The following is a 20,676-nucleotide window of genomic DNA, read 5'->3' as shown; positions in this document are numbered from 1 at the left end:
TTTGTGTCCGATTGTATCGGAGGGCATCAGTAGGTGGCCTTCGCATCCAGAACTAAAGGAGCAAGGGATTCGGTCGGGCTTGATATCGAAACAGGAATTCCGCGCGATTCCTGCAGGGCCTTTTCCAGGGCCTGCCAGTCGATGGGACCTTTCCAGTCGAGAGAGTGTCGCAAGCGAAGGGATTCGTTCAGGGGGTCTTCGACGCGCCCGAGAAAGTCGTCGTGGATTTCAGCCAGCAGGACACCGTCGTTGACGGCCATCTTGATTGGCTGATAGATGATACGTACCGGTGTGCCGACCTTTACTCGTGGAAACAGGTCTTTGACGTCTTCGGGATAGAGGCGGATGCAACCATGGCTGACGCGGCGGCCGACTCCAAGGGGCTTGTTGGTGCCATGAATCCCATACCCGGGTATGGAAAGGCCAATCCAGTAATCACCCAACGGGTTTTCGGGGCCGGGGGGGATGGTCAGGGGACCGTCAGGGCGTTCCTCGCGCACGGACGCCGGAGCGGTCCAGGAGGGGTTTTGCACGCGATTCTTGACGGAAAACAGCCCTTCAGGAGTATCAAGTCCTTCGGCGCCTACGGAAATGGGATAAGCCCGCACGCGCAACTTTTGGTCTTCTTGCCAGATGAAATACAGCTTCAGTTCGGCTAGATTAATAGTGATGCCCTCTGTGAGCCCGGCGGGAAGAATCATGCTGTAGGGCAGGGTGATCTCGGTGCCAGGCTTGGGCAGCCAGGGATCCACGCCGGGATTGGCATGAAGCAAGGCCTTGTAACCCAGTCCACCTCGCCAGGCCAGCCGGATGAGGTCTTCGTCAGGCCCCAGGTAGTAGGGTCTATTTTTCCCGACGATCTGGGGAGCATCGAGGGGGGCAATGTAGGAGTCCTCGACAAGCCGGGGATACCAGCTCTGGGCCGAGAGGGGAAAGGCCAGCATGGCGGCCAACAGCAGAAATAAGGTTCGCTTTAACATGGCGGCCATTATAGCCAAAAAAAAAAAATTGCCTATGGAAATCTGGAGGTGGGTGATCCTGTATTCTTTGTCCCTTTACCCGCTGTTCACCGTGGTGTATGCATGCAGAAAATACATAGAATAAATGGTACTGGAGATATTGTTTTTTAGACGTAGTAGATTGGAAAACGAAATCTAGTCTTTCTCCCTTTGGGTGTTCCTTTGCATAAAAGCTTTTACCTGAGACGAGTCATCTCTTTTTTCTGTCTGGTCCTTCTCTGGCTTCCGACGCCTGTGGACGCTAAAGAACCCCTGCGTGTGGTGGTTTTCGGGCTGGAGGGAGAGATTCTGCAAAACGTCGAGGCGGCGCTGGCCCCTCCCGCTGGTCTGATCCGCAATGGCCAGGTCGATCGACGCTGGTTAAACCACTTTGTTCGACAGGTGCCGGACAAGGCAGCCAAGGCCATGGAACCCTATGGCTATTACTCGCCTCAAATCAGTGCCGAAACGGCAGGCAACGGAGACGGCGAGGTTCTGAATGTGCAGGTTGTTCCCGGGAAACCTGTTCGCGTCGATTCCGTGGATCTGGTTCTGGAGGGACCGGGAGCCAATGATAGACGTCTCAAAGAGATTCTGGGTCGATTTCCCGTGCGCCAAGGTGACCCGCTTCGCCATGATTTTTACGAAGAGGGCAAGGGAGCGCTGAAGGCTCGCGCCATTGACAGCGGTTATCTGCAGGCGGAGTATCGCATACACGAAATTCTGGTGGATCCGACGCGCTATTCCGCCAAGGTCCGACTCGTGCTAGAAACAGGTCCGCTGACTTATTTTGGGCTGGTCTTTTTTGAAGGCGCACCTAACTTCCCCGAGCGTTTCTTTCACCGCTACCTGGCTTTTAAACCGGGTGACGTGTTTTCCTATGAAAAACTGGGGCAGACGCAGCTGAATTTTCTTGATTCAGACCGCTTTCGAGAAGTGGTTATCACGCCTGGACTGGAGGCGGCGGTGGACCAGCGGGTTCCGGTCAACATTCAGCTGACCCCTTCGGCGCGCCGTCGCCTGCGGCCCGGTATTGGCTACGGCACGGACTCAGGGGCCCGTTTTACCCTGAAATACAAGGATGTCAATAGCCTGCATCTCGGCCACGAGCTGAGCGCCGATCTAATGATTGCTGAGTACAAGCAATTTTTAACCTCCAGTTACACTATACCCAGCTATCGCAACAAGGAGGCGCACACCGTTTTACGCCTGGGTATTGACCGGGAGGATATCGACACCTATACCAGCCGCTCCATTTTTGCAGAAGGAGAACGTGTCTACGCGATGGGAAGGGGTCGTTTATGCTCTTTTTTCGTGCGCCTGCTGCAGGAAGATTACACTATCGGCGGAGAAGACGCCCGCTCTCGTATGGTGATTCCCGGTTTGCGCTATTCGGCGCGGCGCTATGACGATTCAATCAGGCCTCGCAAGGGATTTCACCTGCGTGCTGAAGTCCGCGGTGCTCACGACAGCCTCGGATCCGACACCAGCCTTCTGCAGGGCTGGGTCAGGGCGAATGTCCTGAGGCCCCTGCCGTTTCGTTTGTCCCTGATTGCCAGGGTGGAAGGTGCCGCCACCTGGCAGAGAGATCCCTTTGAGGAAATACCCACGTCCCTGAGATTTTTCGCCGGCGGAGACAACAGCATACGTGGCTACCGCTATCAGTCCCTCGGACCGGTCGATTCACAAGGGGAGGTCGTAGGCGGGAAGCATCTGCTCGTCGGGAGTTTGGAGCTGGAAAGGGCTCTTTTTGAAAATTGGGGGGTGGCGGTTTTTTATGACGCGGGCAACGCCTATGACACGCTCACCGACATCACCTGGGCCCAGGGCGTAGGAATCGGCCTGCGTCGCTACACTCTCGTTGGCCCTGTGCGTTTGGATGTCGCCCGCCAGGTAGGCGTCGATAACCCCGGTTACCGTTTTCATATCAGCCTGGGAATTGGATGGTAATGTCGATCCGAAAAAAAGTGCTTTTGTCCATACCTCTGCTATTGCTGGCAGCAACGATTCTTTTTGCGGGATGGCTGCTGCGCACCACGGCTGGTGCGTCCTGGCTTCTGAGCCTGGCAGCCCGTTCGGGCGCGATTGACATACAGATCAGACACATGCAGGGCAGCCTGACGGACAATCTGCTCCTGGAGGGGATTCTGGTGCGCTGGGACAGCGGTGAGGTCGAGGCCGCCGAGTTTCATCTGAACTGGCAACCCCGCGACCTTTTGGTCGGGAGGCTCCATCTGACCGCTCTGGAATTGAAGCAGGTCGTGATCCGCTTGCCGGCAGAAGAGGGGGAACGTGTATCGCCTGATGGTCCTGTTTCTCTGAGATGGCCTGATTTTCCAGAGTTTTTTAAGAGGGTGAAAGTCCGGGTGGACAATTTGGGTCTGCAGGATATCGTCCTTGAACGTGCTGGCGCAGAGGTTTTTACCGGAAGTCTGAGCACACGCCTGGAGCTGACGAAGGGAAGGGTGGCCCTGGAGCAGCTTTCCCTGGATAGCAGTGCCGGTCATGTCCGTGGTTTTGTGCGCGCCGATTTGCTGCAGCCCTCCCTTGAGGGGGTTCTGGAGGCGGACTGGCCCCAGCCCGTCCATGAAGTGGACCGGCTGACCCTGTCCATGCAACCCGTCACGGTCAAAGGCTCCCTGCTGGCGGCCCGTCTGGAACTTTCTGCTGCCGCTGGAGAGAAGGTTGTCGCTGCTCTGGATGGAGAGCTGTCCCTCTTTTCCGACCGCGTTCTTTTTAAGGATTGGACGCTGACGCAAGGGGAACACACTGGTCAAGCAAAAGGGCGCACAGAACTGCACTTTGCTGAGAAAGAGCCCTGGCTGGAGGCAGACCTGCAACTGACTGCCTGGGATCTTTCGCCCGAACTTGGCACCTCCACATCTCTTTCCGGCAATATTTCGCTGGAGGGCTCAGTCTCTGGCTACTCTGGACGATTTGACCTCATCAACAAACATTCCGGCTGGGAGGGTGTCGCCTTGGCCGGCACCATAGGAGGAGATAAGGAAACGCTTTCTGCCAGCGATCTGCAGGGGCGTTGGCTTGATGGCGAGATTGTCGGCGATATTGCCGTCGGATGGAGCCAGGAATTCAGCCTTCGTGCTGATGTGAAGGCCCGCGCCCTCAATCCGTCTCAGATTGGACCGCCATGGCCCGCCGGTCCGGTGGATGTCGATGCCCGTTTAACCATGGAAGAGGGTACTCTTCTCGCTGCTTTTTTACATCTGCAAGGGCAGGGCGCCGATATCCGCTTGCAAGGAGAGTCTCTCGATCGCCTTGAGGTGACGGGCCACCTCACATCAGCACAGACTCTGCTCCCCGTCGAGATACACCAGGGTGTCGTGCAGGGATGGGCCGGTTGGCGTGAAGGACAGCCTTTCGGCAATCTGGCCATCCACTCTTCCCGTTTGGTCGGTTTTGGCGCGGCTATGGACAATCTTGCTCTGTCTTTAATCCGTACTCACCCCGCCGCCCCCTTTATCCTCGAACTGAAGACCGATGATATTTCCTACAGAACGTTGGCATTCAACAGTCTGCATACTACGTTGCAGGGAACTCCCGAAGACCACGAAGGATATATGCAGCTGCACTGGCCGACAGGCCAGGGACAACTAGCCCTGCGCGGGGACTACGGTGAAAAGCAGTGGCGGGGTATTCTTCTGCGTTTGGGCTGGGACGATGTGGACAGGGGGAGCTGGAATCTGCAGGAAACGGTCGAACTTCACGCATCAGGACAGGAAATCGGTCTCACCCCTCTGGTTTTGAGCAACCAACAGGGCGGCAGAGTCCAGCTCGAAGGTTCTGTGGAGTTCAATCCCCTGGTTGTTACAACGCAAGCACAGTGGCAGAACTTGAACCTGGCTTTATTAAACGCCTGGTCCAGGGAAGTGAAGGTTACCGGAAAGACCGACGGATCAATGACGCTCGATCGTTTCGGTGCCGAAGAGGGCCGGGTGCTTCTGCACACCGAATCGTCAGGGAGCCTCGCACGAAAGGGCGAAGTTGCCGAGATCAGCCACCTCCGCGTCGACACCGATTGGAGTCCATCCGGTTTGCAAGGGCAGGCTAAGATCCTCCTGCCTTTTGGAGAGATCTCTGCCCAGATTCTCTCCGATCAACCGACGGGCTTTACACTGCCGCCCGATTATGATTTTTCGCTGACCTGGAAGGAGGTTCATCTCGACCAGTTTGCCATGATTCTGGGATCACTGGAAACGGATGCGGTCCTGACGGGGCGTCTGCAGGGGCGGTATGGAGATGAATCCGGTCTGGTGCTGGATGGCACGAACGATTTCTCTGGCAGTTTTCTGCTCGGCGATCTTCATCTGGAGGCCAAGGCTGCCTCCCTCGGCTTGGTGTGGGATTACGGGCGGTTTGCCTTTGAGGGAGACGTTCAGTTCGAAGAAGGCGGCAGTCTGGCTGCTCATCTGCAGTCCAAGCAAGGGCAGGTTGTAGAGGCATTCAACTTCCCGAGGCAGGGAGATGTCTCTGTCCAGTGGAGCCACATCGACCTGATCGCCCTGCGGCCATTTATGCCTCTTGGTGTGGATCTGCTGGGGGCTTTGTCGGGTGAAGTTCGTGGTCACTGGTTGGAAGGTTGGCAATTGGACCTGACCGGTTCGGCAGCCATCCTGGATGGGCAGCTGGAATATCATGATGAACAGGGGCTCGTATCGGTGCCGTTGCGCGAATCCCGTTTCGCCTTGACCTGGCAGAAAGAACACCTACAGGGGGAGATATCCCTTGTCCTGGCTGAGCACGGTCACGGGCATGGGTCTTTCCGCTTACCTCTGGCCGCACGTCTGCCAACGAGTCTCCGCGTGGAAGCGCCAATGCAGGGAGCTTTGGCGGTTTCCGCCACCGAAAAGGGACTGCTGGCCGCAGTTATGCCTGGCGTGATCCAGGAAAGTGAGGGGGATATTGAACTGGACCTGAGTCTGGGGGGAACCTGGCTGGCTCCGCAGTTGAGGGGGCAGGTTGGGTTGACGGGTGGTGGGGCTTATGTTCCTGCTGCTGGCATTCAGGTCAAGGATGTGCAGTTGAAGGCGCGTTTCGATGACAGCCGGGTGGAGATAGAAACTTTCCGGTGTCAATCCGGGGGCGGCAGCTTGCAGGGAGAGGGCATAGTCCAGCTGAAGCAATGGCGTTTGGCGGACTATCGTTTTTCGCTGCAAGGCAACCGGTTTGAAGTCATCCGTCTGCCTGAACTCCAGGTCAAGGCAAGTCCTGTCCTGGTTATCACCGGTACTCAGGGATACACATCCATAACGGGAGAGGTGCAGCTGCCTGAGATTCTCGTCTTTGATCGTCAGGCGCCGGCTACTCTGCGTGCCAGCCATGACGTGATTGTGGTGGGACAGGAAGATCTTGCAAAGAAAGCCCGTCCCTGGCAGGTGGAAGGCCAGGTCCGTTTTGTTCTGGGAGATCGTGCCCTGGTCAAGGTCGGCGGGGTGGACGCCCGCTTGGAGGGCGCAGTCACTGTGAATTTGAAAGGGATAGACAGGATAACGGCCCAGGGGCAGATATCCGTGGTGGACGGAGCCTATGCTGCTTATGGATTGAGACTGGATATTGATCGAGGCAGTATTGTGTTCGGCGGTGGGCCGGTAGATCAGCCTTCTCTGGATATTTTGGCCCTTCGCCATGTGGGCGAGGTTCGGGCCGGGGTGCAGGTCACCGGGACTCCACGAGCGCCCGTCGTTAAACTGTACTCAGAACCTCTCATGCCGGATACGGACATCCTCTCTTATGTGGTGCTTGGACGGCCCCTGGAAGGAGAGACGGGTGATTCCAGTGCTCTTATGCTGGCAGCCGGTGCTTTACTGACCAAGGGTGAGTCTACTGTCCTGCAGGACAAGATACGCCGACGTTTCGGACTTGACGTGCTCGATATCCAAGCCGGGAGCGGTGACGTTGAAACTTCCATGGTCACCATCGGCAAATATCTCAGCCCGAGTCTCTATATCAGTCTGGGGCATTCTCTATTCACGCAGACCAACGAGGTCCGCCTGCGGTACGACATCTCCAAACGATGGCAGCTGGAAACGGAGATGGGAACGGTCAGCGGCGCCGACCTCTTCTACAAGGTTGAATTTCAGTAAGGTATGGAAGCAAGGGCTCGCCGAAGAGCTTGACAGTCGCTATGGGGAATGCTAAAAGGGCACGTTTTCAACACCATCAAAACCCCAAATGGAGGAAATACAGACATGGAAAGAACATTTGCCATCATTAAGCCCGACGCCTTCGCTGCCGGCAACGCCGGTAAAATCCTGGCCCGCATCTATGCCGAGGGCTTCAAGGTTGTTGGTCTGAAAAAACTGTACATGAGCAAAGTCGAGGCCGAAGGTTTCTACTACGTGCACAAAGAGCGTCCCTTTTTCGGCGAACTGACTGACTTTATGAGCAGCGGCCCCTGCGTGGTCATGGTTCTTGAGGCTGCTGGCGCCATTAAGAAATGGCGTGATCTCATGGGCGCCACCAACCCGGCCGATGCGGCCGCAGGCACTCTGCGCAAAGAGTTCGGCATCTCCATCGGCGAGAATGCGACTCACGGCTCCGACGCTCCCGAAACAGCTGCTTTCGAGATTCCTTACTTCTTCTCCGGTCTCGAGCTTCTTTAGCATTGCGATAGCCGGCATTGAGCCCGGCCGGTGGCCGACTCAATTGTTTCTTGTTTAAAAAAAGCCCTTCGGGTACAATCCCGGGGGCTTTTTTTTACCTTGCCGCATCGAATACAATCTTTATAAAGAACTTCATGGATAACCCGCAACGCATTGATCTTAAAAATCTTACCTTTGAGGCTCTGGTTGAATTTCTTTCCGCTTTCGGCAAAGAGAAATTCCGTGCCCGGCAGATTGTGCGCTGGATCTACGGGCGGGGCGTGACCTCTTTCGCCGAAATGACCGACCTGTCCAAGGAACTCAGAGAACAACTGGCCGCAAAAGCCTATGTCTCTGACTGGACTGCCGAAGTCACGGAGACCAGCAGTGACGGCACCAAGAAGTACCTCTTTCGCCTTGATGATGGGCAGACGGTGGAATCCGTCCGCATTCCCATGGAAAACGGTCGTTCCACCGTGTGTATTTCCACTCAAGTCGGCTGCGCGATGCAGTGCGCTTTCTGCCTTACCGGAACCTTTGGGCTTTTCCGCAATCTGGAAACCGCCGAAATCGTCAATCAGGTCTGTGCTGTCGCCAAGGATGGCCCCATCAACAACATCGTCCTGATGGGCATGGGCGAGCCCCTGCACAACCTCGATAACGTGGTGGACGCCCTGAAAATCCTCTACCTGGATGATGGTATGGGATTCGGCACCCGCAAGGTGACGCTGTCGACCTGCGGTCTGATCCCTGAGATGCTCGAACTCGCCAAGCGCATCCCTGTCAATCTGGCGATTTCCCTCAATGCCACCACGGACGAGGTGCGCGACCGCCTGATGCCGGTGAACCGCCGTTATCCGCTGAAAGAGCTGATGGCTGCCTGCCGCGCCTATCCCCTGAAACCGCATCAGCGCATCACCTTTGAATATATCTTGATCCGCGGCGTCAATGACAGTCTTGACGATGCCAAACGTCTGATCAAGTTGCTGCACGGTATCAAGGCCAAGGTCAACCTTATCCCTTTCAACGAGCATGCTGGCTCTGATTTCCGGGCACCGACACCGGAGGCTATCGAGGCATTTCAGACCTATTTGCTCAATCGCGACATCGTGGCCATACGACGGGCCAGCAAGGGTCAGGATATCTCGGCGGCCTGCGGTCAACTTAAAGGGCGCCTCGACGATAAATCCTGATTCTTGATCAATGACCCCATTATTTTAACAGGAGGAAATGACCATGGCTCAGCCTGTAATCGGCGTTATCGGAGGCAGCGGCCTCTATCAGATGGAAGGGCTCACCAATGTGCGGAACGTCACAGTGGAAACCCCCTTCGGCGATCCTTCCCATGATTTTATTACGGGTGAACTCGAAGGCCTCAAGGTGGTTTTCCTGCCACGACACGGCGAAGGGCACCGCCTGCTTCCCTCTGAAGTCAACTATCGGGCCAACATCTACGGCATGAAAAAACTGGGAGTCAGTCGCATCATCTCTGTCTCCGCCGTCGGCAGCATGAAAGAGGAGATCGTTCCTGGACATATCGTCATCCCCGATCAGTTTTTCGACCGCACCCAGGGCAAGCGGGCGTCGACCTTCTTCGGCGAAGGGATCGTCGGCCATGTTCAGTTCGCCGACCCTGTCTGCGGCGATCTGGCTGCTGTCCTGCATCAGGCCGCTGTGACCGTGGGTGCTCAGACGCACAAAGGCGGAACCTATATCTGTATTGAGGGCCCCAATTTCTCCACCCGAGCTGAATCGAAGATCTTCCGCAGTTGGGGTGTCGACGTCATCGGCATGACCAATCTGCCCGAAGCCCGCCTGGCCCGTGAAGCGGAGATCTGCTATGCTACCGTGGCTCTGGCCACCGATTACGACTGTTGGCACGAGGAACATGACGATGTTTCCGTGGAGGCGGTCCTGGCCATCGTCAAACAGAATGTAGAGACGGCGCGCAAAATCATTCGGGAAGCCGTGCGAAACCTGGCGACTCCTTCGGCCTGCGCCTGTGGCGAAGCGCTGAAATTCGCCATTATGACCAGCAAGGAGATCATCCCGCCTAAAACTCTGGAAAAGCTTCAGGTAGTGATGGGTAAATATCTCTGATTTTAATTGTTTACCAGCAATAGCCTGGGTTCCGGATAAGAAGAGGTGACAATGAGCATTCTCGTGGTTGGTTCCGTTGCGTTTGATTCTGTGGAGACGCCTTTTGGCAAGGGGGATGATGTCCTCGGCGGCTCGGCGACGTATTTCTCCACCGCAGCCAGTTTTTTTGATGAGGTTCGGCTGGTAGCCGTGGTTGGTGAAGACTTTCCGTCTGAACACCTTGAATTTCTGCGCTCGCGAAACATTGATTTGAGTGGACTGCAGGTCGTTTCAGGGAAAACGTTTCGCTGGAAGGGGAGCTACGGTTACGATCTGAACGAGGCTCAAACTCTGGAGACCCATCTGAACGTTTTCGAATCCTTTGCCCCCCAACTTTCTCCCGCACATCGGGAGGCCAATTTTGTTTTTTTGGCCAATATCGATCCCGAGTTGCAGTTGCAGGTTCTTCAGCAGGTGGACAAGCCTCAACTGGTTGCCTGTGACACGATGAACTTCTGGATAGAAGGGAAAAAGGAAGCGCTACTGGAAACGCTCAAGCGCGTCGATATTTTTCTCATCAACGAAGGGGAGGCTCGTCAGCTTTCCGGCGAGCCCAACCTGATGAAGGCAGCCGCCAAGATTTTGGCCATGGGGCCTGAAACCCTGGTGATAAAGCGTGGGGAATACGGCGTTCTTATGTTTCGGGAACATTCGGTTTTTGCCGCCCCGGCCTATCCCCTTGAATCAGTTTTCGACCCTACCGGGGCCGGAGATACCTTCGCCGGAGGATTCATGGGATACCTGGCCTCCACAAAAAACCTGACAGATTCCGGCCTGCGCCAGGCGATCGTTTTTGGAAGTGTCATGGCGTCTTTCAACGTGGAGGACTTCAGCCTGAACCGTATGCGCTCCCTTCGTTACAGCGACATTGAAGATCGCTACCGCAAGGTGAAGCTTTTGACGGACTTCGAAGGCCTGTGATCTTTCTGGTCCACCGTGCATCGACGGTTCTCGTTGCCGATTCTTCAAGGAGGTTGCATTGATCAAGAAGATCATTTCATCGGGAATTCTGCTGTCCCTCATTCTGGCTGCCGGCTGTGGTATTAATCCTCAACAGAGTGACGAAGCGCGGGCCCATTATATGCTGGGACTATCCTATCTGCGTGAGGATAGAATGAGCCAGGCCATGAACGAGTTTCGGATGGCCGAAGAAATCAACCCGAAAGATCCCGAAATCCAGGCGGCTCTCGGACAGGTGCTTCATGTCAAGGAAGCATACCCTGAGGCCGAACGGCGATATCTCCAAGCTGTCAAATTGAGCCATGAAGCCCCCCGTTTTTTAAATAACCTTGGAGCCCTGTACCTCGATATGGAGCGTTGGGACGATGCGATCCGCTACTTCAAGGCGACATCATCCCGGCTCGATTTCGACAATCCCGAAGTTCCTCTCTCCGGTATCGGGTATGCGTATCTCCAGAAGGGGGATTATCTGCAGGCTGTTACCTTCTTCAAGGAGGCCATCTCCACTGAAAGGCGCTATGCCCCTGCCTATCTGGGGATGGGCCAAGCGTATTACGCGCTGGATAAAACGACAGAAGCCGTCGCTCAATATCGTGAGGCGTTGGCTATCGCCCCCAATTATGCACAGGCTCACTATCAACTGGGGCTGGCTCAGGTAAAACTTCGTCAAACCGAAGAAGCTGTCGCTTCCTTCAACGAGGTCATCCGCCTTATTCCTGACACCGAACTGGGTAAATTGTCCAGGGAACATCTGAAAGTGTTGAAGTGATATCCTGCTTGAACGAAGAGCCCATGTTCAAGGATTGCCGAGAAATCCAGGAGACAGTCATAAATGAAAAGGGGAGGGCGCCCTTTGATCTGGCTGTCGTCCTTGGTTCTGGCCTCGGCGCCTTGGCGGACCACATCGAAGAACCCTCCGCCTGGCCCTACCAGAGATTTGACTGTTTTCCTGAGAACATGGTGGCCGGACATCAGGGCCGTCTTGTCGCCGGGATGTTTATGGGCTGGCGAGTACTGGTTTTTCAGGGCCGCTATCACCTTTACCAAGGGTATTCTGCTACCCAGGTAGCACTACCAGCCCGCATTGCTCATGTCCTTGGCTGTCCCCGGCTGCTGCTGACCAACGCGGTCGGTGGCATCAATCCTTCCTTTGAGCCCGGCGATTTCATGTATATCGCCGATCACATCAATCTCATGGGAGACAACCCGTTGCGCGGGAACTTTCCCAATCCATTTGTCGATCTTTCTTCCCTCTATCTGGATTCTCTTTACCCTCCTCTGCATGAATTCGCCATTCGGAACCAAATTCGTCTTCATCGCGGGGTGCTCTGTGCCGTGCAGGGGCCATCTTACGAGACCCCTGCCGAGATCCGGGCCATGAAGCTTCTTGGCGCCGATGCGGTGTCCATGTCAACCGTTCCTGAAGCCATCATGGCCAGATATCTCGGCATGGACGTTGTCGGTCTCTCCTATATCTCCAATCATGCCGCTGGACTTTCTCCCGTTCCTCTGCTGCACGAGGATGTGCTGTCTGCAGGCAAGAGTGCTGAGCGTCACCTTGTCGACCTTGTCAGCCAGTTGATCGGTCTTTGGCAGGGGGCTGCATCCACTTCTGTCTGACATCCTTCCTTCTGCCCAAGGCTTTCCTGTAACATATTGTAATTATTTGGCAATAAATAAATTTTCCGTGTGGTTTGCCGTCTTGACAGGGCAAGACCTCGTGATAGACTTACCTGCAAAACTTGCACGGGAGCATTTTGAGTGGGATCGAAAATAAAAAATATCCTTATTGTTGATGATGAAGAGAATACCCGTATCGGCCTGAGCAAGCTGCTCAGCCAGGAAGGCTTTGATGTCTGTAGTGTGGCCAACGGTCAGGAGGCCTTGGACTATCTGAAATCCAGTCGTGTAAACCTGGTCATCAGCGATATCAATATGCCCGAAATGAATGGATTGACCTTTCTTAAAGAACTTAATCGTCTCTACCCCAGCACCCATGTCATCATGATTACTGCCTATGGCGGGGTCGAGTCCTATCTGGAGGCTATGAATCTCGGAGCCTTCGAATACATTCACAAGCCGATCAAAATTGAAGAACTCAAGTCTGTGCTGGAAAAAATACACAAAGAAACCAAGCACATTTCTCCAGTTGGCCCTATGTAATTCGACCTTTTCCTTGAAGTGAAGGAGGAACCATGAAAGATTTCAAAACGATCCTTTTTGCCACAGATTTTTCCGAATGTTCCGATCATGCTTTCCAATATGCTCACATGCTGACCAAAAAATGCGGCGCCAAGCTTCTGCTTGCCCATGTTATAAACGAACCCGTCGATCTGCGAGGTTTTTATGTCCCCCACATTTCTTTTGACAAGCTGGAAGAAGAAATAGAAGAGGGGGCAAAAAAAATGATGGAAAAGTTTTGTCGGGCTCATCTTGGTGAAGACATCCAATACGAGACCTTTATCGTGCCGGGGATCCCCTACGACGAGATCATCAAAATAGGTCTTGAACACTCGGCCGACCTGATTATTCTTGGCACTCATGGACGCACTGGCCTTGACCATGTTTTGTTTGGCAGCACTGCTGAAAAAGTTGTGCGCAAGTCTCCACTCCCGGTTATGACGGTTGCATGTAGCGAAAAATGATTTTTACGGGATTAGCCCGATAACCTTAAGGAAGACGGCCTGGTGCTGTCTTCCTTTTTTTGTCGAATTCACTCCCTTGAACACAAAAAGGGGATTTGTCTTTGGGGAACAAGCTTCTTGTTTGACAGGATGTTTCATGGTAAATTGTCGCCCTTTTTAATACGTTGTTTTCTCTACTTGGAAGTCAGGATATGCAGACTCCACAGCATCTCGCCATTATCATGGACGGGAACGGCCGCTGGGCTGAACGTAGGCAGTTGCCGCGTACGGCCGGCCACAGTCGTGGTGCCGATACCGTGCGCACTGTCATTGAGGAGTGCAGGCTTCAGGGCATTCGCTACCTCACCCTGTATGCTTTCAGTTCTGAAAACTGGGGAAGGCCTCCCGCTGAAATAGATGCCCTGATGTCCCTTCTTGCCAGATATCTCGCCAATGATCTTCCCAAGATGCTGGGAGAAGGAATTCGTTTTAATGTGATCGGCGAAATAGAGCGTTTGCCCGACGATGTGCAGTTCTCGCTCAAGGAAGCTATGGAACGGACCAGTAACAACAGGGAGATGGTACTGACCCTGGCCCTTTCCTATGGTGGCAGAGATGAAATCCTGCGGGCCGTTCGGAGGGTTTGTCGTCAGGTGTCCGCAGGTAAATTGGGGATTGAAGATATCGACGAAGATGTTTTTTCAGGCGCCCTGGATACTCATGATTTGCCCGATCCCGACCTGCTTATCCGCACCAGTGGTGAGATGCGCGTCAGCAATTTTTTACTATGGCAGTTGGCTTACGCCGAATTATACTTCACGGAAACACTCTGGCCTGATTTTGATATCCATGAATTACATCGGGCCCTGGAACTTTACGCTAAAAGAGAACGCCGCTATGGTCTGACAGCCGAGCAAGTTACCCAATCCACATCGTTCAAGGAGGGAAATCATTAAGACGCGAATTTTAACAGCATTGGTGGCGCTTCCACTGCTGGTACTTTTTGTTGCCTATGCGAGCCCCAAGGTTTTCAACCTGCTCGTCTTTGGCGTCGGGCTGTTGGCTCTTTATGAGTTCTATGGGATGGCGCTTAGTGAAGATCGCCAACAGTTCCAGAAGCTTGCTGTCGCCGGTGGCTCTCTTCTTCTAGTGCCCTTTGCCCTTGGAAATATGGCGTATTTTCAGGGCTGGCTGGTTATTCTCGTCGGCTTTTTCGCCATAGCCTTTCTGTTCTCGTTCCGAGACTTGACGCGCGTCGTGCAGGAGATGGGCCTCGTCATGCTGGGTTTGTTGTACATCCCTCTGCTCCTGGGACATCTCATGCTGCTTAGAGACCTGCCTTTCGGGCGGGAATGGATCTTTTTTGTCCTTCTCTGTGTCATGGCCTGTGATTCCGCGGCTTATTTTGTTGGTTCGTCTCTCGGACGCCGAAAACTCTATCCTGCCATCAGCCCCAATAAGAGTGTTGAAGGGGCCCTTGGGGGGGTGGCTGGAACCTTCCTCGGGGCGACGCTGGCCAAAGTCTTCTTTTTTCAGGAACTATCCTGGATAGATGTACTTTTGCTCGGTGGAGCCCTTGGTGTTCTCGGGCAGCTTGGCGATCTCTTTGAGTCCATGCTCAAGAGGAGTTTCAATGTCAAGGATTCCGGACGCCTCATCCCCGGCCACGGTGGCATTCTCGATCGACTGGACAGTCTGCTATTTGCCTTTGCGCCAGTCTATTATTATGCCTTTCTCTTTTTTAAGGGATAGACACCACTCGCCATGAAGAAAATATCTGTTCTCGGATCGACCGGATCGATCGGCGTCAGTACTCTGGATATTGCTGCTGCCCATCCCGACCAGTTCCAGATTGTTGCTTTGACCGCCGGTTCCAATCTTAAGCTTTTGGCCGAACAGGTTCGCCGCTTTCGCCCTTCTGTCGTTGCCGTGCTCCGCAGGGAGGATGAGGCGTTGCTGCGCGACATGCTAGGAGCTGCAGCGCCAGCGGTGCTTTCCGGGCTCGAAGGACTCATGGCCTGTGCCGTGCATGACGAGGCCCAGATGGTTGTTTCTGCCATCGTTGGCGCAGCCGGACTCGTCCCCACCATGGCCGCCATTGAGTCAGGCAAGGATATCGCCCTCGCCAACAAGGAGACGCTCGTGACGGCGGGCGCTCTTGTCATGGAGGCCATCCATCGTAAAGGAGTAAAGCTTTATCCGGTAGACAGTGAACATTCTGCCATTTTCCAATCACTGGAAGGGCACCGCAGGACTGATGTTCGTCGTTTGATATTGACAGCTTCCGGTGGGCCGTTCAGAGATAAGGCTCTGGCTGAACTGAGGCAGGTTTCACCCGCCGATGCACTGGCTCACCCGAACTGGTCCATGGGGAGGAAGATCTCTATCGATTCAGCCACCATGATGAATAAGGGACTTGAAGTCATTGAGGCCCACTGGCTTTTTGATTTGCCGGGAGACCGGATCGATGTGCACATTCATCCCCAGAGCATTGTTCATTCCATGGTCGAATATGTCGATGGGTCAGTCATCGCCCAGCTTGGCATTCCCGACATGAAAACCCCCATCGCCTATGCTCTGTCCTACCCGGAACGTCTGCCTCTGAATCTTCCCGCGCTTGATCTCTGTGCTTTAGGGTCCCTGACATTCTCAAAACCCGATAATCAGCGCTTCGCCTGCCTGGGGCTTGCCTATGAGGCTCTCAGGGAAGGTGGTACGGCTCCAGCTGTCCTTAACGCCGCCAACGAGGTTGCCGTAGAGGCTTTTCTCAACAAAGAGCTTGGTTTTTTGGCCATTCCCGACATCTTGCGCCGTGTCCTGGATACTCATCGCATCGCTGCACTGACTCATATTGACGAAGCATTGCGTGCCGATCGCTGGGGGCGTCAGGCCGCACGGCGTTTGATCGACGCTGTTTTGTAAGGGAAGAATTCATGTTCACTCTGGTCGCCGGCATACTCATGCTGGGCATACTTGTCTTTATCCACGAATTTGGCCACTTTCTTGTGGCCAAGTTGTCCGGGGTCAAAGTTCTCAAGTTTTCTCTCGGGTTTGGCCCAAAGCTTATCTCCATCCGTTACGGTGAAACGGATTACATGATCTGCGCCATTCCCCTTGGCGGTTATGTGCAGATGCTCGGAGAAAGCGTGGGAGAGGGGGGTACTCTTACGCCTGAGGAACGCAAGCGATCTTTTGCTGACAAACCTGTTTCGCGACGGATGGCGATCGTTGCTGCCGGCCCCATCATGAATCTCCTCCTGCCTTTTCTTGTCCTCCCCGTGGCTTACCTGGTCGGTGTCAATGTGCCGGCCTATCTTGAAAAGCCAGCCTGTATAGGGATGGTGACAGCGGATTCCGAAGCGCAATCCGTGGGGTTTTCTCGGGGCGACTGTATCCTGCGTATCAACGGAGACCTGGTGCCGACCTGGTCTGACGCCAACCGCGCTCTGATTTCCTATGCCGGCTATGCGCTGGATTTCAGCGTTCAACGTGAAGGGCAGGTGATTTCCATCCTGCTTACACCTGAAGATGGCGGTTTAGAAGGGCTGGAGTCCGTCGGTCTTATGCCGGTACAGCGTCCCATTGTTGGAGCACTCGCCCCTGGCATGCCCGCGGAAAAAGCCGGTCTGCAGGTGGGAGACGAAATTCTTTCCATAAACGGTCAGCCCATAGAATCCTGGTATGATTTGAGCCCTGCCATTCAAAAAACAGGAGAGGCTCAAGCTGTTTATCGGGTGAGTCGTCAAGAGGAGACCCTGAGCCTTGCTGTACAGACTCAGCGAAGTGAAGAAAACCCCGACGAATTTCTTTTAGGTGTCGCGCCCCAGTTTGAGACAAGTTTCAAGAGGTTCGGATTGGCCGCTGCCATGAACGCCGGTGCCGACAGGGCGATGGAACTCATTGACCTTACGCTAGTCTTTCTGCAAAAATTATTTGCCGGTCATGTCCCCAGCAAAAATATCGGCGGGCCTATTACCGTTATTCAGGTGGCTGGGCAGGCTGCGCAGACAGACCTGGCCAGCATTCTCTCCGTCCTGGCTTTTTTAAGCATCCAGTTGGGGATCCTTAACCTTTTGCCCATCCCCATTCTCGATGGAGGACACCTCTTTTTTAACTTTTTTGAATTGATCCTGCGCCGGCCCCTTTCGCTCAAAACCCGTGAAATTGCCCAGCAGATTGGCTTGATGCTTCTTCTGGGCCTGATGGTTTTTGCTTTTTATAATGATATTGTGCGTATCTTTTTCGGAGCCTAAATTTGCCTGAAGTCCTTCTCACCGTGGATACATCAACTCCCGCTGGAAGTATTGCCATCAGTCGTGGTGAAGCTCTCATCGGGGAGATCTTTCTCGACCTCAAGGCGGCCAATCATACGGACCGGCTGCTTCTTTCCGTATCCCAGCTTCTATCCGATTGTGCTTTGTCTATCCATGATGTAACTGTCTTCGGTGTTGTTGTTGGCCCTGGCTCATTTACCGGGTTGCGGGTAGGGTTGGCTACGATAAAGGGGCTTGCCATGGCTACCGGAAAACCCGTTGTCGGCGTCTCCTCTTTGCGGGTTCTTGCTGCTTCTCTGCCTTTTTCGCGCTATCCGGTATGCGTTATGGTGGACGCACGTAAGAAGGAGGTCTATTCAGAGCTTTTTTCGTGCGAGAAAGGGCGCCCTGAAAGTATCGGACCAGCGGTGGTTGCCGATCCTGAAAAAGTGCTGTTGAATTTAGAGTCTTCCACGCTGTTTGTCGGCAACGGTGCCATTTTGTATCGTTCCCTTATCCTGAGGCACTTGGGGGGCAAGGCCCATTTCGCACCCTGGACTTTCATCGCACCTCGAGCATCCATGGCCGCAAGCCTTTTGCTGGAAGCCTATCTGCAGGGAGAGGTTCTCCCTCTGGAATCTCTCGCACCTCTGTATATTCGTCTTTCCGAGGCCGAGATTGCCTGGGCAAGGAGGCAGGAGAATGACTTGATTCAAGGTTGACATCCTGAGGCTGCTTCGCTATCTTAAAACTGTGTTTTCTGGCATATGTAAACTCTTTCCCGGGAGGTGTGCGATGCAGCAGGATAGTCAGTCTCTGGTACAAAGTCTTTTCGACCAGAATCCCCGCTTTCGACTGCTTTATGAGGAACACCGGCTGCTGGAAAAAGACTTGGATTCACTCACCAGAAAATCTTTCCTGACTCCTGAGGAAGAACTGGAAAAACGGAAGTTGCAGAAACTCAAACTTGCAGGTAAAGACGAAATGGAACGTATCCTCAGTAACTATCGTTAGCCTGTTTTGTCAGACCTGCGAATGGAAAAGGGTTCGGGCGACAGCTTGAACCCTTTCATTGTATCTACCCCCGTTTTGCCCGCCGCAACATTTCTTTGGCTGGACTAGACGAGCAAATTGTATTAAACGAGAATCTGTACTGTCTTATTTGTAAAATCAAATGGCCACCGAGACGATTTCCGTAAAGAAAATCGTTTGAAATATATACCTGGAGCATTTATTTATGGCGGGTTTACGATCCAATACGTCGACGCAAGGCAGGAATATGGCAGGAGCCCGTGCTTTATGGCGGGCAACCGGGGTTCAAAACAGCGATTTTGGAAAACCGGTCATTGCAGTTGTTAACTCTTTTACCCAATTTGTTCCTGGTCATGTTCATCTCCATGCCCTTGGTCAACTTGTCGTGGACGAAGTCGAGAAGGCTGGTGGGATTGCCAAGGAATTCAATACGGTGGCCATCTGTGACGGTATTGCCATGGGGCATGCCGGCATGCTTTACAGCCTGCCTTCCAGGGAGTTGATCGCGGATTCGGTGGAATATATGGCTAATGCCCACTGTGCCGATGCCCTTGTCTGTATTTCCAACTGCGATAAAGTAACTCCCGGTATGCTCATGGCGGCCATGCGGCTCAATATTCCTGCCATTTTTGTGTCCGGCGGGCCCATGGAGGCGGGCAAGGTTCATATTGCTGGCAAGGATCTTCATGTTGACCTGATTGATGCCATGGTTGCTGCCGCCACGCCCGCGGTCAGCGATAAGGACCTGGCCGAATATGAGCGTTCAGCCTGTCCCACCTGCGGCTCTTGTTCGGGTATGTTTACTGCAAACTCCATGAATTGCCTTACGGAAGCGCTCGGTTTCAGCCTCCCCGGCAACGGCAGCCTTGTCGCTACTCACGCAGAAAGAAAAAAACTTTTTGTGGAAGCGGGAAAGCGCATCGTGGAGATGGCCAAACGGTATTATGAGCAGGGAGACGAAACGGTGCTGCCTCGTTCGGTCGCCAATTTTGCGGCTTTTGAAAACGCCATGCGCCTTGATATCGCTATGGGCGGATCAACCAATACCGTTCTTCATCTTCTGGCTGTGGCTCAGGAGGGGGATGTCAACTTTACCATGGACGACATCAACCGACTTTCGCTGAAAACCCCCAACCTGTGCAAGGTAGCGCCCGCGGTTTCCCATTACCACATGGAAGATGTGCATCGTGCCGGGGGCGTCATCGGTATTCTGGCAGAGCTTGACCGTGCCGGGCTGATCAATCGCGATAGTCCGACTGTACATAGTCCGACCATGGGCGAGGCCATTCAAAAATGGGACATCATGACATCCTCTGATCCCGTGACCCACACCCGTTATGTGGCAGCGCCTGGCAACCGGGTTTCCCTGGAGGCTTTCAGCCAGAGCAATCAGTGGGGGCAACTCGACACGGACAGGGCCGGTGGTTGCATTCGGGATGTGGACCATGCCTACAGCAAGGACGGCGGGCTAGCCGTTCTCTATGGAAATCTGGCCCCGGAGGGGTGTATCGTTAAAACCGCCGGGGTCGATCCGTCCGTATGGACTTTCAGTGGACCCGCTCGTATTTTCGAAAGTCAGGAAGGGGCTGTTGAGGCCATTCTTGGTGATCGAATTAAGGCTGGCGATATCGTCATTATCCGCTATGAAGGCCCAAAAGGTGGACCAGGCATGCAGGAAATGCTTTACCCTACCAGCTATCTTAAATCCAAAGGGCTTGGCAAGCATTGTGCCCTTATCACTGACGGGCGCTTCTCTGGCGGCACTTCCGGTTTATCCATCGGCCATGTGTCCCCAGAAGCTGCAGAGGGCGGACCTATCGGGCTGGTAGAGGAGGGTGATGTCATTGAGATTAACATCCCCGGGCGTTCCATCCTTGTCAAAGTGTCTGATAGTGAACTGGAGCGCAGAAGGAAAAGGATGGAGGACAAAGGCGCCGATGCCTGGCAGCCCCAAGGCCGCGATCGACAGGTCAGTAAGGCCTTGCAGGTCTATGCCGCCTCAACGACCAGTGCCGCTCGGGGCGCGGTCAGGGATGTTGAGCAGTTGCGTCGATGAAACGAGCACAATTAA

At 54.1% G+C, this 20,676-nt stretch carries 18 protein-coding genes; 17 read left to right on the top strand and 1 reads right to left on the bottom strand.

The window, feature by feature from the left end; translation table 11 throughout:
• Positions 1-26: 26 nt before the first annotated feature.
• Positions 27-980 (bottom strand): L,D-transpeptidase family protein, encoded by a 954-nt coding sequence (locus AOP6_RS08380; protein ID WP_155876298.1) that lies wholly within the window; start codon positions 978-980, stop codon positions 27-29.
• Positions 981-1,181: 201 nt separating this feature from the next.
• Between AOP6_RS08380 and AOP6_RS08375 the strand changes: the two genes are divergently transcribed.
• The 17 genes from AOP6_RS08375 (at position 1,182) to ilvD (ending at position 20,661) form a co-directional block, all read left to right on the top strand.
• Complete coding sequence (locus AOP6_RS08375; RefSeq protein ID WP_155876297.1) at positions 1,182-2,948, top strand: autotransporter assembly complex family protein; 1,767 nt, start codon at positions 1,182-1,184, stop codon at positions 2,946-2,948.
• Positions 2,948-7,099: a translocation/assembly module TamB domain-containing protein gene (locus AOP6_RS08370; protein WP_213194522.1), complete on the top strand. Its 4,152-nt coding sequence runs from the start codon at positions 2,948-2,950 to the stop codon at positions 7,097-7,099. The genes AOP6_RS08375 and AOP6_RS08370 overlap by 1 nt, the downstream gene beginning before the upstream one ends.
• Positions 7,100-7,204: 105 nt before the next feature.
• Positions 7,205-7,618 carry a nucleoside-diphosphate kinase gene (ndk, locus tag AOP6_RS08365; RefSeq protein ID WP_155876295.1) on the top strand — a complete coding sequence of 138 codons (414 nt, stop codon included), beginning with the start codon at positions 7,205-7,207 and terminating at the stop codon, positions 7,616-7,618.
• A 134-nt stretch (positions 7,619-7,752) separates the two neighbouring features.
• Positions 7,753-8,790 carry a 23S rRNA (adenine(2503)-C(2))-methyltransferase RlmN gene (gene rlmN / locus AOP6_RS08360; protein WP_155876294.1) on the top strand — a complete coding sequence of 346 codons (1,038 nt, stop codon included), beginning with the start codon at positions 7,753-7,755 and terminating at the stop codon, positions 8,788-8,790.
• Positions 8,791-8,833: 43 nt separating this feature from the next.
• Positions 8,834-9,697, top strand: a complete 864-nt coding sequence (gene mtnP / locus AOP6_RS08355; RefSeq protein ID WP_155876293.1) for an S-methyl-5'-thioadenosine phosphorylase — start codon at positions 8,834-8,836, stop codon at positions 9,695-9,697.
• A gap of 51 nt (positions 9,698-9,748) precedes the next feature.
• Positions 9,749-10,657 (top strand): PfkB family carbohydrate kinase, encoded by a 909-nt coding sequence (locus AOP6_RS08350; RefSeq protein ID WP_155876292.1) that lies wholly within the window; start codon positions 9,749-9,751, stop codon positions 10,655-10,657.
• Positions 10,658-10,715: 58 nt separating this feature from the next.
• A complete protein-coding gene (locus AOP6_RS08345; protein ID WP_155876291.1) occupies positions 10,716-11,465 on the top strand; it encodes a tetratricopeptide repeat protein in 750 nt (249 codons plus the stop codon).
• 23 nt (positions 11,466-11,488) lie between these two features.
• Positions 11,489-12,316, top strand: a complete 828-nt coding sequence (locus AOP6_RS08340; protein WP_155876290.1) for a purine-nucleoside phosphorylase — start codon at positions 11,489-11,491, stop codon at positions 12,314-12,316.
• 141 nt (positions 12,317-12,457) lie between these two features.
• Positions 12,458-12,859 (top strand): response regulator, encoded by a 402-nt coding sequence (locus tag AOP6_RS08335; protein ID WP_155876289.1) that lies wholly within the window; start codon positions 12,458-12,460, stop codon positions 12,857-12,859.
• 32 nt (positions 12,860-12,891) lie between these two features.
• Positions 12,892-13,341: a universal stress protein gene (locus tag AOP6_RS08330; RefSeq protein WP_155876288.1), complete on the top strand. Its 450-nt coding sequence runs from the start codon at positions 12,892-12,894 to the stop codon at positions 13,339-13,341.
• 191 nt (positions 13,342-13,532) lie between these two features.
• Positions 13,533-14,276, top strand: coding sequence for an isoprenyl transferase (locus tag AOP6_RS08325; protein WP_155876287.1), 744 nt, complete (start codon positions 13,533-13,535; stop codon positions 14,274-14,276).
• On the top strand, positions 14,269-15,072 hold the full coding sequence (locus tag AOP6_RS08320) for a phosphatidate cytidylyltransferase (protein ID WP_346015141.1): 804 nt from the start codon (positions 14,269-14,271) through the stop codon (positions 15,070-15,072). Before AOP6_RS08325 ends, AOP6_RS08320 begins: the two co-directional genes overlap by 8 nt.
• A 12-nt stretch (positions 15,073-15,084) precedes the next feature.
• Positions 15,085-16,242, top strand: coding sequence for a 1-deoxy-D-xylulose-5-phosphate reductoisomerase (locus AOP6_RS08315; RefSeq protein ID WP_155876285.1), 1,158 nt, complete (start codon positions 15,085-15,087; stop codon positions 16,240-16,242).
• Between the two features lie 11 nt (positions 16,243-16,253).
• Positions 16,254-17,573, top strand: a complete 1,320-nt coding sequence (gene rseP / locus AOP6_RS08310) for an RIP metalloprotease RseP (RefSeq protein WP_155876284.1) — start codon at positions 16,254-16,256, stop codon at positions 17,571-17,573.
• A 2-nt stretch (positions 17,574-17,575) separates the two neighbouring features.
• A complete protein-coding gene (tsaB, locus tag AOP6_RS08305; RefSeq protein WP_155876283.1) occupies positions 17,576-18,295 on the top strand; it encodes a tRNA (adenosine(37)-N6)-threonylcarbamoyltransferase complex dimerization subunit type 1 TsaB in 720 nt (239 codons plus the stop codon).
• A 73-nt stretch (positions 18,296-18,368) separates the two neighbouring features.
• Positions 18,369-18,587: a YdcH family protein gene (locus tag AOP6_RS08300; protein WP_155876282.1), complete on the top strand. Its 219-nt coding sequence runs from the start codon at positions 18,369-18,371 to the stop codon at positions 18,585-18,587.
• A 223-nt stretch (positions 18,588-18,810) separates the two neighbouring features.
• Complete coding sequence (gene ilvD, locus AOP6_RS08295) at positions 18,811-20,661, top strand: dihydroxy-acid dehydratase (protein ID WP_155876281.1); 1,851 nt, start codon at positions 18,811-18,813, stop codon at positions 20,659-20,661.
• Positions 20,662-20,676: the final 15 nt, after the last annotated feature.

It is taken from the genome of Desulfuromonas sp. AOP6 (assembly GCF_009731355.2).
In the GTDB taxonomy this organism is placed as follows: domain Bacteria; phylum Desulfobacterota; class Desulfuromonadia; order Desulfuromonadales; family SZUA-540; genus SZUA-540.
This window is presented reverse-complemented; position numbering and strand designations above follow the sequence as displayed.